Consider the following 14,927-nt stretch of genomic DNA (forward strand, 5'->3'; position numbering starts at 1 on the left):
CTTCACTACTTTTTTAAATAAACCAATTTAACAAATATGCCGTAACTACTAATAACATAGTCGATACCATCATAATTTTTATAATATATGCTTGTAGTCTGCTTTCTTGGTCTTTTACGCCACATATTTCTGAAGCTAACATAATTCTTGAAGGCGTACTCATTGTTGCATTGGATGCACTAGCATTTTGTAGACTCGCAATAAGCTCTGATGAAATATTCAAGTGTTGTGCTGCTTGTACTTGTAGCTTCATAAACATTGCATTCGCACCTGTATTACTACCCGTTAGAAAACCACCTATACTACCAATCACACTTGATAGAATAATAAAATAACTTCCTAGTTGATCAGTTAAACTAGTTGATATTTCACTAATCATGCCAGAGACATCCATTATTTCAGCTAATGCTATGAAGGATGTCGTTGATATAACAAATAATCCCCATTGTTTAAAAGTTTTACGTATAGCATTTTGAACAATTGATAAATGAATTTGGAACTTTATAATCGTATAAACACAGGCTAGGATTAACCAAAACCCCGGAGAATACAAAACTGGTAATTGAAAATGATATTGCTCAAATGATACAACCATATGATTACTTAGAAACATCTTAAATGACGGGATAATTCTTGTGACCAAAACAAGCACCGTCAAAATAATATATGGACTTAAGAGCCATAATAATCTTTTATAATTGTTGTTATTTTTCTGATTGTATAATTTAACATTACCTATGCCAATAATAATTGCTAGTAAAGAACTAAATACCCCTGCTAATTCTACACTTATAAAATGGTTGAAAATCAGATTAGTAAATGAAAAGGTTAAAGGATATATCACAATTCGCCATTTATTGGCTAAAACAGTTTTATATCCTCCTAGAATAAACAGACACATCATTAAGAAGAATGTAATTGTCAAAAAAGTAAGTATGGCTGTTAAATAACCAACATTCTGTAAATCAATATTAACGAGTTGTGCACCAATCACTGTTCCAGTCGCTAAGGCACCCCAAGGAACAGCAATTAAGCTTAATATTCCAATGCAAGCTGCTTTATAGTTGTCAATTCCTAAAGCAATGAAAATAGGTGTTACCACCAGAAAAGCAGTACCAAATCCACTTGTAGATTCAATAAGTGGAGAAATTCCCATTACTAAAATAATGACTTGTAATGCTTTATCATCAGTTAAGTTTTTTATTTGATGTGAAATAGCTTTGATATTCTCTGATTCATTCATCAAATGAAAAAGCAATATACCGAAAAATATGACATAAGCTGCTATTGATGAAATAAGCACTGCACTTATTGTTGCTTCCATAACAGGTGCATAACTAATTTGATAAGGACCTTTTATAAATACAATAATAACTGTGGATATAAAAGCTATAACCCCTGATTTTAATGCTGAATATCTAAAAACAAATAAACATATAAATATGATTATTATGGGGAGCACCGCTATCAGTAGACTCATATTATCATCCCCTAATTGATTATCTAATTCCACCATAGTAGAATTAAAGCGATTATAATAAACTATAAGAGATTTTTCAAGAAAAATATCTACTAAAGGAGAATTAAACATGAACTTCTTTGAAAATGTTAGAAAGAAAAGACTAGAAAAAGGCTATTCTCTCGAAGTGCTATCTGAAAAATCAGGTGTAAGTAGAGCGATGTTATCTAAAATTGAAAGAAATGAAAAACAACCAACAATAAAAGTAGCGGCTCAAATAGCGGAAGGATTAGATACTACAATCTCAGAACTATTAGGAGAAAAACAAGTAGAACGTGCTATTCAAATAAAATCAGGAGAACATCTTAAATATACTGATCCTATTAGCGGGTTTGAAAGAATGTTACTTTCTCCCAATATTGGTTCTGACTTAGAATTCATTATTAATAAATTACCTGCTCAATCAAAAACAGGCGTTTTCCCTGCACATGCAGTTGGTGTTAAAGAATATATATATGTTCTGAAAGGAACTACTATAATTGAATTGACAAGCAATGGCGACTCACAAAAGTATCACTTACAAGCGGGTGACTCTTTTTATTTCGAGGCACATAAAGACCATCAATTTATCAACGATGAAGATGAGATTTGTGAATATATATTAATAATAGATTCAACTAAGTCGAATAGAAAGTGATGTATCGGGGAAGATTTTTTATCACTTACAAACAGAAAAGTAGGTCAACAACTTTTTAAGCGTTGCTGACCTACTTTTGTATACGTTCATCTTATTCTCTATGATCATTAATATCGATAATTTTTGAACTATCGTATTTGTATTCTTTGTCTAAAATTTGCATGTATTCATCAAATGTATGCCCGTGGAAAATCCAGTTACGCATTTTCATATAAACAGGCTTTACTTTGTTCTGGTGTGTTGCTGTGACACGTTTACGTAAAATGCCGTCGTTCACCATAGATAATAATACGTCTGCTACCATATCATATGAAATGGCGTGCTTCATCATTGTTAACAATTCAATGTTTAATTGATCTGGTGTGGCATTATAGTTATTATCCTTGATGACACTGCGATCTAACCAAGATAAGAAGTCAATCATATCTTCATCTGGCAAGTTAAAGACGTTCCTTTCAAAGTACAACATGTCTTCAACCGTTTCAGGCATGTAGTAATGTGCGTCTTTCAAGAAATGTGCCAGTTCATCTTCTTCCAATTGTAATCCTAGTGAGATGATGGCACCATTCACTAAGCGATAGTTGACATTTTCAGGTGCGACACGTTCACAACGTTTAACGAAACGCTGAATGTCCATCAATGTATTTTCTTCATCTAAGTATGTTTTAAAGACCTTTTGAAGTTGTGTATATGAGTACAAGCCGTACAAGTTCGTAGCCGCTTCAAACACACGATATTTTTGAATCAGTGCTTGTAAGTCAGCATCTTCTTGTTCAATATACTTTGCGACACGCTCAGCAACTTCTGCAGGTATTTCTAATGCGAATAACCCATCTTCTTCATCTGTATTAAAGACTAAATAACAATCAGGGAATGTCACTGCAGAAATAAGTGGTAACAAGTCTGTACTGTAGTGATGTGCCAGCACAAACGCTAAGCGCTGATCATTGCTCATCTTCCCTACTTCTTCCTTAATATATGTATCCGTCACAAGTTCTGTAATAAAGTGCACGAGCATTTCACCTTTTTTCATGCCAGAGTAGCCTTTAATACCATGTGACTTACATAACGCTTTAATGTCATCCACAGTGTATTCTGACATTAATTCAACAATTGAATTCGGTTGTTCTGGGAAAATACCTTGTCCCATAAGCGCTTGTTCAAACTCCGCACGCTCTTCATCGGTTAATCCTTCTAGTAAACCTGATAAAAAATCATTATCTCGATCCATATTCTCACCCATTCGTTCATTTTTCATACTTTCATTGTACAGAGTTACCGTCCCTTTGTGAAACCCTTTCTTCTAAATTAGCGGAATAACTCACCCATTTGTTCAAATCCTATCCATATTCATTGTATGTTTCTGAAATTTTATTATTTGTCAAATAAATATATGTAATTTATCAATCAAATTATGTCGGAATTATATCCAAATAAAAGCCAAAATTTGACAACTGTAAAGCGTTTTCAATAATTGCGTGATTTTATTCACATGGATTGTTATACTAATTGTGAAATGATGAACAAAACCTATTTGGAGGTATTCATATGATTAAAGAACCGAAAAAACAAAACAATGCATGGGCTGGATTTAAAACTGGCCGCTGGACACGCAACGTAGATGTGCGTGAATTTATTCAATTAAACTTCACTGGTTATCAAGGTGATGATAGTTTCTTAGCTGGTCCTACTGAAGCAACAACAAAATTATGGGATCAAGTGATGCAACTATCGAAAGAAGAACGTGAACGTGGCGGTATGTGGGATATGGATACAAAAGTTCCTTCTACAATCCTTTCTCACGATGCTGGTTACTTAAACCAAGAATTAGAACAAATCGTCGGCGTTCAAACTGACAAGCCTTTCAAACGTTCGATGCAACCATTCGGTGGTATCCGTATGGCGAAAGCTGCTTGTGAAGCTTACGGTTATGAATTAGACAAAGAAACTGAAAAAATCTTCACAGACTACCGTAAAACACACAACCAAGGTGTATTCGATGCCTACTCTAAAGAAATGTTAGCTTGTCGTAAAGCAGGTATCATCACTGGCCTTCCTGATGCTTACGGTCGTGGTCGTATTATTGGTGACTATCGTCGTGTTGCATTATACGGTGTAGACTTCTTAATGGCTGAAAAACAACGTGACTTTAATTCTATCTCAGCAACAATGTCTGAAGATGTCATTCGCTTACGTGAAGAAGTTTCTGAACAATACCGTTCATTAAAAGAATTAAAAGAACTTGGTGAACGCTATGGTTTCGATTTAAGCCGTCCAGCTGAAAACTTTAAAGAAGCTGTTCAATGGTTATACTTAGCATACCTTGCAGCCATTAAAGAACAAAACGGTGCTGCAATGAGTTTAGGTCGTACTTCAACATTCTTAGACATCTATGCTGAGCGTGATTTACAAGCTGGTACAATTACAGAATCTGAAGTACAAGAAATCATTGACCACTTCATCATGAAATTACGTCTTGTAAAATTCGCACGTACACCTGACTACAATGCGTTATTCTCTGGTGACCCAACTTGGGTAACTGAATCTATCGGTGGTGTAGGTATCGACGGACGTCACATGGTAACGAAAAACTCATTCCGTTTCTTACACTCTTTAGATAACTTAGGTCCAGCACCAGAACCAAACTTAACAGTATTATGGTCTACACGCTTACCTGAAAACTTCAAACGTTATTGTACGAAGATGAGTATTCAAACAAGCTCTATCCAATACGAAAACGATGACTTAATGCGTGAAAGCTATGGCGACGACTACGGTATCGCATGTTGTGTATCTGCAATGAGAATTGGTAAACAAATGCAATTCTTCGGCGCACGTGCAAACTTAGCTAAAACATTACTTTACGCAATCAACGGTGGTAAAGATGAAAAATCTGGCGACCAAGTTGCACCTAAATTTGCACCTATTGAATCTGAAGTTTTAGATTACGATGAAGTATATGCACAATTCGATGAAATGATGGAATGGCTTGCTGGTGTGTATGTGAACTCACTTAACGTTATTCACTACATGCACGACAAATACAGCTACGAACGTATTGAAATGGCATTACATGATACAGACGTTCACCGTACAATGGCGACTGGTATCGCTGGTCTATCTGTTGCAGCTGACTCATTATCTGCAATCAAATACGGCGAAGTACGCCCTATCCGTAACGAAGACGGTCTTGTCGTAGACTTCGAAACAACTGGCGAGTTCCCTAAATATGGTAACAACGACCCACGTGTTGATGACATTGCTGTTCAATTAGTTGAAAGCTTCATGAGAAAATTACGTAAACACAAAACTTACCGTGATTCTGAACATACAATGAGTGTCCTTACAATCACTTCTAACGTTGTATACGGTAACAAAACTGGTAACACACCAGACGGACGTAAAGCAGGCGAACCATTCGCTCCGGGTGCAAACCCAATGCACGGCCGTGATGAAAACGGTGCATTAGCATCATTATCATCTGTTGCAAAATTACCTTACGACTGCTGTAAAGATGGTATCTCAAACACATTCAGTATCGTACCAAAATCATTAGGTAAAGAAGCACATACACAAGAACAAAACTTAGTAAGTATTTTAGATGGTTATGCATTACAACATGGTCACCACCTAAACATTAACGTATTCAACCGTGAAACATTATTAGACGCGATGGAACATCCTGAAGAATATCCACAATTAACAGTTCGTGTATCTGGTTACGCTGTAAACTTCATCAAGTTAACACGCGAACAACAATTGGATGTTATTTCTCGTACATTCCACGAATCAATGTAAGAACGTGATTGCGCAGTGCGAACGTGTTAAACCCCTGCACCTAGCATGCTGACAATCCAAAAGTTAAGAACAATAGTTGTGATTATAAGCAGGACGAGATGTCCTGCTTATCGTCCGACTTTTAAACATCTATGAAGAGAAATGAAAGGAAACAGAGGGATATACTATGTTAAAAGGTCACATTCATTCAATAGAGAGCTTAGGAACTGTAGACGGCCCTGGTCTACGTTACATCATCTTTACGCAAGGTTGCTTACTACGTTGCTTATATTGCCATAACCCCGACACATGGAAAATCAACGAACCATCAAGAACAGCAACTTCAGATGAACTTGTGGCTGAAATTACACCGTATCTTCCCTATTTCCAAGCATCTGGAGGCGGTGTCACAGTAAGTGGTGGTGAACCGCTTCTTCAAATGCCGTTCATTGAAGAATTGTTCCAAAAATTACAAGCGCATGGTATTCACACGTGTATCGACACGTCACTTGGATGCGCGAATGACACAGAAGCTTTTAGAAAGCATTTCGACCAATTGCTCCCCCACACTGATTTATTAATGGTCGATATTAAACATATTGATAATGAAAAGCATAAAAAATTAACAGGAAAACCCAACACCCATATATTAAAATATATTCAGTATTTAGCCGATAAAGGCCAACCCATCTGGATACGTCACGTGCTTGTACCAGGTCTTACTGATGCCCCGGAAGACTTGCGTGCACTCGGCGAATTTATTAACCAACTTGGTAATGTAGAGAAGTTCGAACTACTACCTTACCATCAACTTGGTGTGCATAAATGGCAAGCACTTGGCATTCCATATGAATTGAGTGATGTCTCCCCTCCAACAGACGAAGAGGTAGAAGCAGCATATCAATTGGTCAACTTTAACGGTGTTACCCCCTTAACATCGATCGGTTCATAAGAATAAAAATGACATACTCCTACCAATAGTAAATAAATAAAATGAGACACATGCGAACCCCTGCGCATGTGTCTTTTAGTTTGTGGCAATTTCTACTTTTCACCTACAATGGATGCTGTTTCAGACTTGTTGAATCTTGACTAAGCAAACAAAATTTCATGTTATGGTATATTACAAATCAAAAAATAAAGAGGTGATGATATGCAAGCACTTTTAAAGTTGATCTGGTTTATTTTCGCTTTAATACTTGCCATCTATTTTATTTGGCATGATATGTTTATCTCTTTAGCAATAATTATATTTTTGAGTTTGTTCGTTTACAGTCTAATAGAAATACTTTGTAAAGATAAGAAGTCAAAAGACTGATAAAGTTTTAGGCAGCAAAAAGTGAGATAGCCATTGCCGTCTCACTTTTTTTGAATGCTATTTAGTTTTCTTCGTTCGCTGTGAATCGATAAATGTCAGGTTTGTACAACTTCAATACTTTGCAGAATAACGTATTGACGATAAAGCCTACAACTAACGGGATGATAATAAATACAAGGCTGACTAATAGGACGTTCGTCATCGCATCATGTGTTAGGAATGACAATGCTTTAATCGGCCCAACGAGTCCAACAATACCGAAACCTGCTGATTCTTTTGTCCCTTCAATGCCTACGAGTGCGCCCGCTGCGCCTGTAACACCAGCTGTTAAACCAATCGGCAATAACATAATCGGATAGCGGATAATGTTCGGCATCATCATTTTCATACCGCCTAAAATAATGGCAATCGGCACCCCTAACTTATTTACACGCAATGTCCCGATAAACAATACTACGGCTGCTGCAGCAACACCGATAGCGGCGGCACCGGCTGCTAAACCTGAAATACCGATTGCGAGACCAACGGCGATGGTCGATACAGGTGACACGATAATAAATGAAAAGAGAATGGCGATTAAAATACACATTAAAACAGGTTGTAATGTTGTTAACGTATTGACTAAGTTACCGATAGCTAATGTAATTTTGCTGACATATGGTAATGTCAATGTCCCAATAAGACCTGGAATCCCACCAACAAGTATCGGTAGTAAAATAATCGTTAAGCTACCTAAACGCCCACTTAACCATAACACCATTAACACGGCAATCGATGCAGTAATCATCGTATTGATCAAGTCGCCGATACCTGCGATTTGCCAACCTGCTTCAGTCGCTTTTGCTGCACCTGAACCAACATAAGCAGCGGCACCAACTACAGCTGTTTCCATTGGATTGAGTTTAAATTGAAAGGCAATCAGTACCCCTACCATTAATGGTAATGCAAATTGAATGCCTAGCACGACGTGATGTAACGTTGTAAAGAATGGTAGCTCTTGCCCTAAATATTGGAATAAACCGCCTAACACCGCATTAGGTATTAAACCGACAACGATGGCAACGGCCAAACCATTTAATACGTTAAACGTAAACTTTTTGAATGTCATTTTGTCATTTGTGCTTGTTTCCATAAACATGCCCCCTATGTTTTAGATTACTCATCGTTATTATACGCTATTGTACGTTATTTTTTACGATTATTTCGATAAAACAGATATTTCTTTTCATTTTCTGTCTTTATTTTTATAATTCCGACTTTACTGATATGAATTAATGTGGTACTTTATTTTTCAAGGGGGAATGCAGCATGCTAAAAGTCAAAAACTTACATCACCATTATCACGACAAACCTGTGCTGAAAGACGTTTCATTCACGCAAGCACAAGGTACCGTTACAGCCATTATCGGCCCGAGTGGCTCAGGTAAAACAACACTTTTGCGCACATTGAATGCGCTCGTACAACCACAACAAGGAACGATTTCAATTGATGACGCCTCGGTTGATTTTAGTCATTCGACCAAACAAGATATTCAACGACTTCGCAGTCAGTCGGCGATGGTGTTCCAAAATTATAACCTTTTCAATAATAAGACGGCGTTGGAGAATATTACAGAAGGACTCATATACGGGCAAAAATACAGCAAAAAAGAGGCCGAAAAAGTGGCTTACGAGCTTTTAGATGAAGTGCACTTACGTCAACACGCCGACCACTACCCAATTCAACTGTCTGGTGGTCAAAGCCAACGTATCGGTATTATTCGTGCACTCGCATTGAATCCGAAGTTATTGTTGTTAGACGAACCGACTTCTGCGTTAGACCCAGAATCTGTATCTGGTATTTTAGCGCTTATTCAAAAAATTGCACAACGTGGCATGACGATGACTATAGTGACACATGAAATACAGTTTGCTGAAGCCGTTGCGGATCAAATTATCTTTATCGACAATGGGGAAATCATCGCACAAGGGTCACCACAACAAGTTTTACATGATCGCGAACATCCACGTCTTAAACAGTTTCTAGATCGTGTTAGCACAAAGCAGGTGGTCTTATGAAGCGATGGTTCCAACTCTGCTTAGTCGTTGGTTTGGCATTGTTACTCGCAAGTTGCCAACAGCATACAACATCCAATAAGCAACATAAAAAAGTCGTTAAAGTGGCGGTCTCAGCTGAAGTGAATCCACCGTATTTATATACGGATAAAAACAATCAATTTATCGGATTAGATATGGATTACATGCATTTATTAGAAAAGAAATTACCGCAATATGACTTCCAGTATGAGATTGGCGAAGAAGAAGCAAACTTAGTCGGATTAGGTGCTGGTAAATTCGATATGGCGATTAACTGGTTCTTCAAAACACCCGAACGTGAAGAGAAGTTTCTTTATCAAAACGAGCCGTACAGTTATTCACTTACAATGCTGGCTGTTCATAAAGATAACGAAACGATTCATGGATTAAGTGATATGCCGAACTATCGCTTAACGCCAATGGCACCGAGTGGCGGTCTTTATTCTATTTTGTCACGCTACAATGAGGCGCATGACAAACAAATTGATATTGACACGATTCACTCACCGTCAAATGGCGATAACTTAAAAATGATTTCACAAGGGCGTCGGGATGCGATGTTTATTAACTGGAACACCTATACAGCCATTCAAAAAGTGTTAAAACAAGATGTCAAAATCGGTGGTATCGTCTCTAAAGAACCGTTACATATTGTTTACAATAAAGAGAATAAGCAATTACATGACGACATTGATCGTGCAACGAAAGAACTGAAAGATGAAGGTAAATTACAAGAACTGTCACACCGCTACTTTGACATTGATATTTATCAAGATTTAGATACGATTAACAGTAAAAAAGATGCATTGGAGGTGCAATGAGATGAACGTTGATTGGCTGCATTTATTTGAACAAGTTTTACAACAACTGCCTTTGACACTTATTATGATTGGCTTTGCGCTCTTTTTTGCATTGATTTTAGGTTTTGTCCTTGCGATAATACGCATTCGTCGCACACCGATATTCAACCCTGCTGTGCGTGTCTTTTTATCATTCAGTCGTAGTACACCACTTGTGTTACAGCTCTTTCTCGTTTACTTTGCGTTGCCACAAGTGCTACTCATCGTCGGCATTGATATTAACCAATTCAGCCGACTCTTTTTCGCTATCTTAGCGTTTACATTGCACACCGGTGCTTACTTGTCAGAAGTGATTCGTGCAGGCTATCAATCCGTACCCTATGCACAAGTGGAAGCAGGTCTCACAGTCGGCTTGTCTTACCCGCAAGTCATCCGCCGTATTGTTGTACCACAAGCATTGCGCAATAGCTTACCGAACTTAACAACACAAATTATTGAGTTAATTAAAGATACATCGCTCGCATTTACCATTGGGATTATCGATATGATGGGACAAGTTCAACTGATTATCGGTAACAACTACGGTCTCGGTATGTTAGAAGTCTATATTGTCATATCTGTTATTTACTGGGCACTCGCACTCATCGTTCAAGGCGCATTAGCCTATGTCTCACACCGTACAAGTCGCCCATATCAAGTATAAGGAGGATCCGTTATGTCATTTATGATAGAAGCATTTACAGAAGTCTTAAAAGGCGTTCCTTATACGATCGCCATTGCCATTATTGCGATGATCATTGGGGTCCTTGCCGGAAGTCTTTTTGCGCTCATTCAATATCGACGCATACCTGTACTGTCACAAGTGATTACAGTGTACAACTCTTTTATGCGTAGTACGCCACTCATCGTTCAATTATTTATTTTTTATTATGGCTTACCTGCGCTCATTATTTGGCTAAATGCACAGTTCAACTGGCAGCTGAATCCGGATATGTTCCACCCACTCGCCATTGCACTCGTTGCATTTTCATTACATGCCGTTGCCTATCTATCTGAAAGTATTAAAGGTGGGTTACTCGCCGTATCCCATGATCAGTACGAAGCGGCACAAACAATCGGACTCAGCAAGTGGCACCTTTATACACGTATCGTATTGCCACAAGCGTATGGCTATGCGTTACCGAACATCGAAAACCAGTTTATTATGCTCATCAAAGGGACATCACTTGCTTTTGCCATCCAAATTCCTGAAATTATGGGTGTTAGCACGGTTATTGCCAATGAAGGCTACCGATTCGTTGAAGTGTATACGATTGCTGTTATCTTTTATTGGGCGCTCGCTATTTTGTTAGAATATGTGTTTCATCATCTCGAATCACGCACAACCCGTTATTTACGTGCGTAACAATCAACTATTCTCACTAAAAACCATGAGAATGAGAATCAATTAGGTGCTTTCTCTATCATTATCTAGCCATTTCCCTAATGTTCAATTTATCACAAAGGGCGTACAATGGAGATATCACTCATATAGAGAAAGGATGTTCGAAATGATACAAACAACAGAAAAAGTAGCAGACGTCGTTACAAAATATCCAAAAACTGCTGATGTTTTCCGTAAGTATGGCATTGATTTTTGTTGTGGTGGCCAAATTTCAATTGATGAAGCAGCTGCAGACAACAAGCGCGTTGATATAGATACACTCTTGCCTGAGTTAGAAGAAGCAAGCAAAATTCAAGGAGAAGGTATTAATCCAAGTTATTTAGATGTCCCTTCTTTAATTCAATACATTAAAGCCCGCTATCATGAAACATTGCGTGAAGAGTTCAAACAACTGACACCATACGTGACGAAATTAGCACGTGTGCACGGGCCAAATCACCCATATTTAGTGGAGTTGAAAGAACTTTACGATACGTATAAATCAGGCATGCTGACACACACTGAAGAAGAAGATAATGAAACATTCCCTAAATTAATTAAAGCACATAATGGTGAAACGGTTGCTGACCTTGATGAAGCGATCCAATCATTAGTCGATGATCACACTGGTACAGGTGCTTTACTTGAAAAAATGCGTGAACTTACGAACGACTATCAACCACCAATGGAAGCGTGTGGTACTTGGCGTCTCGTATACAACCGCTTAGAAGCATTGGAACAAGAAACACATGCACATGTACACCTTGAAAACCATGTGTTATTCCCGAAAGTAAGTCAATAATGACGATATAAAAAAGACTGGCGAGATGCCAGTCTTTTTTAGTTGGATGTACTTGCACTTGAACTTGCGTTTTTGATCATTTCAAAGTATTCAAATGTCACTTGGAAAAGCAACAGTAACAACAATGGCGAATAGTCCTTCGTCTGCAATGTCACATCGTGTGTCGTTCTAATTTTAAAATAACTTGATTTTGATTTTACAATTTCGTCACCGCGTGAATCCGTTGCCGTGACACTATGTGATAATAAGCCTGTCTGCCATGTTAATTCATTCCCTTGTACATCGGCGTACTGTATTTTCGGTTTGAATATAGATACGCTGACCGTAAACTGCCCTATTAATTGATGGTTATGGTACACATCCCACACTGGATAGAAATGTGAACGAAATGACTTTTGTCGACGTACATAGTATATATCATTGCCATCCGTAATTTCATATTCTTGTTTTAACGCACCTAGCCATCCAGAGAATCCCCGATGTTTCTTGTTGTGTAACACGCGCATCATCATCACATGTTGCTCATGTTCATCATAGATTGGCATTTCTTTTGTAGAACTATCTAAAAGATTTTCCTTGTAATGATACGTTGTCATCCCATCACTCCTTATTCATCGTTTGATAAAAACGTGCCATATTTTCTGCCCAACGTTCTAACATGACTGGCCCTTGTGCCAATGCTTCTGCTAAAGATATTGGGCCTGAGGACATGCTATAAACTGCATCGATACCTTGTTGGTAGACCGCTTCATACCCGTCACCAATACTTCCAGCAACAGCGATGACCGGTTTACCATACATCTTCGCCACTTTTGCTACACCAACGGGCGTTTTACCAAAAGCGGTCTGTCCGTCAATGCGCCCTTCACCTGTTACAACTAAGTCACAGTTTAACGCATAGTGTCGAAATTTCGTGACATCTAACACAATATCGACACCACGGCGCATTGTGACAGGTAGACATGCTAACAACGCTGTTCCTAAGCCACCCGCAGCACCGGCACCTGGTACCGTTGCGACATCTTTCCCAAGGTCACGTTGAATGACTGCATGATAATGCGCTAGTGCTTGCTCAAGTATTGGGAATGTCTCCTGCGTGACACCTTTTTGCGGGCCGTATACCGCTGTAGCACCTGATGGCCCTAACAATGGATTCGTCACATCACATGCCACTTCAATATCGACATGTGCTAATCGCGGATCCATATATGTCGTGTCGATATGTGCAAGGTGTTGTAGCGCTGCACCACCAAATGGTAACGCTCGACCTTGAGCATCAAGCAGTTTTACACCTAATGCTTGTAAAAAGCCGGCACCCCCATCATTCGTTGCGCTACCACCAATACCGATAATTAAGCGTGTGACACCATGATCTAGCGCATCACGAACAAGTTCTCCCGTGCCATATGTCGTTGCATTAAGAGGGTTCAGCGTCTCGGGTGTCAATAAGTCTATTCCAGACGCTGCTGCCATTTCAATAATCGCAGTCGTGCCATTAAATGCGATGCTGTACGAGGCGTCAACAGGCTCACCTAATGGCCCGGTGACAGTTGTCGTCACCCACGTGCCATTAAGCGCATCGTGCAAAGATTGTGTTGTGCCTTCTCCACCATCTGCCATTGGTACTTTGTAGTAAGACCATGTATCACCCACAGCTGCTCGCCAACCACGCTCAATGGCTTCCGCCGCTTCCATGGCAGTCATACACCCTTTAAATGAATCTGGCGCAATTAATAATCGTTTCATACATAAGCACCTCTTTGTTGTTGATTGATAATTTTATTATATCTTAAAATTCCCTATTATTGTCCCATACAAAAAAAGACTTATGAACATATTGATGCTCACAAGCCATAATTTTAAATCATTCCGTTTTTCTATGCTGCTTCAGCGACATAAATGCTACGTTTCAACCATTGCCCTGTATTCGGATCATAGTCATCACACGTAATCAACGTCAACTGATCTTTATCTTTTTGCATTTCATCTAGTACTTCTACTTCTGTCGGATCGACATCTTTAATTGAGGTAATCTTATACTTACGCACTTCTTTACCGACTGTGAACGTCACTTTATCGCCTTTTTTCGCTTTATGCAAATCTGTAAATTGGTTGAATAAGCTATAATCTGTATGACCTGCAATCGCAATGTTTTGGTCAGACAGTGACTCATCTTCTTCGGCAAATGCGACACCACGCTTTAATTGCTCTGGTGTGGCTGCACCCGGATACACCGCTTCTTCAATATCGACAGATGGGACACGCAACACGCCGACGACTTTCGACTTATCTTTAGGAATTTCTTGTTGCGTCTTAGTTTGTTGAGATTCATATTGCTCAATCTTTTGATCCGTTTCACGCTGTGCGAAGTAACTGTCAATTTTAGGTTTAAACACTAAATATAATCCACCGGCAATCAGTGCAACACCAATAAGTGGAATTAAAATACTTTTTAAACGTTTCATTCAATAGCCTCTTTCGTTCTAAAATATGTAGCACTATTCTACCATAAAAAATTGATAAACACCTATACGAATGCGTTGGACACAACTTCTCCTTTAAAAAAAGCAAAAAA

At 38.6% G+C, this 14,927-nt stretch carries 14 protein-coding genes; 8 read left to right on the forward strand and 6 right to left on the reverse strand.

Translation table 11 applies throughout. The features are described from left to right. Positions 1–13: 13 nt before the first annotated feature. Entirely contained in the window at positions 14–1,591 is a 1,578-nt protein-coding gene (locus TP70_RS00520; protein ID WP_084207621.1) for an L-lactate permease, read from the reverse strand. On the opposite strand from TP70_RS00520, the gene TP70_RS00525 reads away from it, so the two are divergent. Continuing rightward, the gene (locus tag TP70_RS00525; RefSeq protein WP_044358564.1) at positions 1,590–2,156 is read left to right on the forward strand and encodes a helix-turn-helix domain-containing protein; all 567 of its coding nucleotides are present in this window, start codon (positions 1,590–1,592) and stop codon (positions 2,154–2,156) included. The two genes, TP70_RS00520 and TP70_RS00525, sit on opposite strands and share 2 nt — an antisense overlap. A gap of 91 nt (positions 2,157–2,247) precedes the next feature. Here TP70_RS00525 and TP70_RS00530 read toward each other — a convergent pair whose 3' ends face one another. After that, positions 2,248–3,414 carry a hypothetical protein gene (locus TP70_RS00530; RefSeq protein ID WP_156962248.1) on the reverse strand — a complete coding sequence of 389 codons (1,167 nt, stop codon included), beginning with the start codon at positions 3,412–3,414 and terminating at the stop codon, positions 2,248–2,250. A 290-nt stretch (positions 3,415–3,704) separates the two neighbouring features. Between TP70_RS00530 and pflB the strand changes: the two genes are divergently transcribed. Together pflB and pflA are read left to right on the forward strand one after the other, a co-directional pair. Beyond that, positions 3,705–5,954, forward strand: a complete 2,250-nt coding sequence (gene pflB, locus TP70_RS00535; RefSeq protein ID WP_044358567.1) for a formate C-acetyltransferase — start codon at positions 3,705–3,707, stop codon at positions 5,952–5,954. Positions 5,955–6,120: 166 nt separating this feature from the next. Next, positions 6,121–6,885 carry a pyruvate formate-lyase-activating protein gene (gene pflA, locus TP70_RS00540; RefSeq protein ID WP_044358568.1) on the forward strand — a complete coding sequence of 255 codons (765 nt, stop codon included), beginning with the start codon at positions 6,121–6,123 and terminating at the stop codon, positions 6,883–6,885. A gap of 427 nt (positions 6,886–7,312) precedes the next feature. Here the strand turns inward: pflA and TP70_RS00545 are convergent, their stop codons facing one another. Beyond that, positions 7,313–8,383, reverse strand: a complete 1,071-nt coding sequence (locus tag TP70_RS00545; RefSeq protein ID WP_044358570.1) for a PTS transporter subunit IIC — start codon at positions 8,381–8,383, stop codon at positions 7,313–7,315. Between the two features lie 176 nt (positions 8,384–8,559). On the opposite strand from TP70_RS00545, the gene TP70_RS00550 reads away from it, so the two are divergent. From TP70_RS00550 to scdA, 5 genes are all read left to right on the forward strand, one after another. Next, complete coding sequence (locus TP70_RS00550) at positions 8,560–9,309, forward strand: amino acid ABC transporter ATP-binding protein (RefSeq protein ID WP_044358571.1); 750 nt, start codon at positions 8,560–8,562, stop codon at positions 9,307–9,309. Then, positions 9,306–10,148 carry a transporter substrate-binding domain-containing protein gene (locus tag TP70_RS00555; RefSeq protein WP_044358572.1) on the forward strand — a complete coding sequence of 281 codons (843 nt, stop codon included), beginning with the start codon at positions 9,306–9,308 and terminating at the stop codon, positions 10,146–10,148. Before TP70_RS00550 ends, TP70_RS00555 begins: the two co-directional genes overlap by 4 nt. A gap of 1 nt (position 10,149) precedes the next feature. Continuing rightward, positions 10,150–10,830 carry an amino acid ABC transporter permease gene (locus TP70_RS00560; RefSeq protein ID WP_044358574.1) on the forward strand — a complete coding sequence of 227 codons (681 nt, stop codon included), beginning with the start codon at positions 10,150–10,152 and terminating at the stop codon, positions 10,828–10,830. Positions 10,831–10,842: 12 nt separating this feature from the next. Continuing rightward, positions 10,843–11,532: an amino acid ABC transporter permease gene (locus TP70_RS00565; protein WP_044358575.1), complete on the forward strand. Its 690-nt coding sequence runs from the start codon at positions 10,843–10,845 to the stop codon at positions 11,530–11,532. Positions 11,533–11,677: 145 nt separating this feature from the next. Further along, on the forward strand, positions 11,678–12,352 hold the full coding sequence (gene scdA, locus TP70_RS00570) for an iron-sulfur cluster repair di-iron protein ScdA (protein ID WP_044358576.1): 675 nt from the start codon (positions 11,678–11,680) through the stop codon (positions 12,350–12,352). 38 nt (positions 12,353–12,390) lie between these two features. On the opposite strand, the gene TP70_RS00575 is transcribed toward scdA, so the two are convergent. The 3 genes from TP70_RS00575 to srtA all read right to left on the reverse strand — a co-directional run bounded on the left by TP70_RS00575 (position 12,391) and on the right by srtA (position 14,817). After that, positions 12,391–12,948 (reverse strand): tubby C-terminal domain-like protein, encoded by a 558-nt coding sequence (locus TP70_RS00575; protein ID WP_044358577.1) that lies wholly within the window; start codon positions 12,946–12,948, stop codon positions 12,391–12,393. 4 nt (positions 12,949–12,952) lie between these two features. After that, on the reverse strand, positions 12,953–14,098 hold the full coding sequence (locus TP70_RS00580) for a glycerate kinase family protein (RefSeq protein ID WP_044358579.1): 1,146 nt from the start codon (positions 14,096–14,098) through the stop codon (positions 12,953–12,955). A 131-nt stretch (positions 14,099–14,229) separates the two neighbouring features. Further along, positions 14,230–14,817 (reverse strand): class A sortase SrtA, encoded by a 588-nt coding sequence (gene srtA, locus TP70_RS00585; protein WP_044358580.1) that lies wholly within the window; start codon positions 14,815–14,817, stop codon positions 14,230–14,232. Positions 14,818–14,927 lie beyond the last annotated feature (110 nt).

Source organism: Staphylococcus microti (assembly GCF_000934465.1).
Classification (GTDB): domain Bacteria; phylum Bacillota; class Bacilli; order Staphylococcales; family Staphylococcaceae; genus Staphylococcus; species Staphylococcus microti.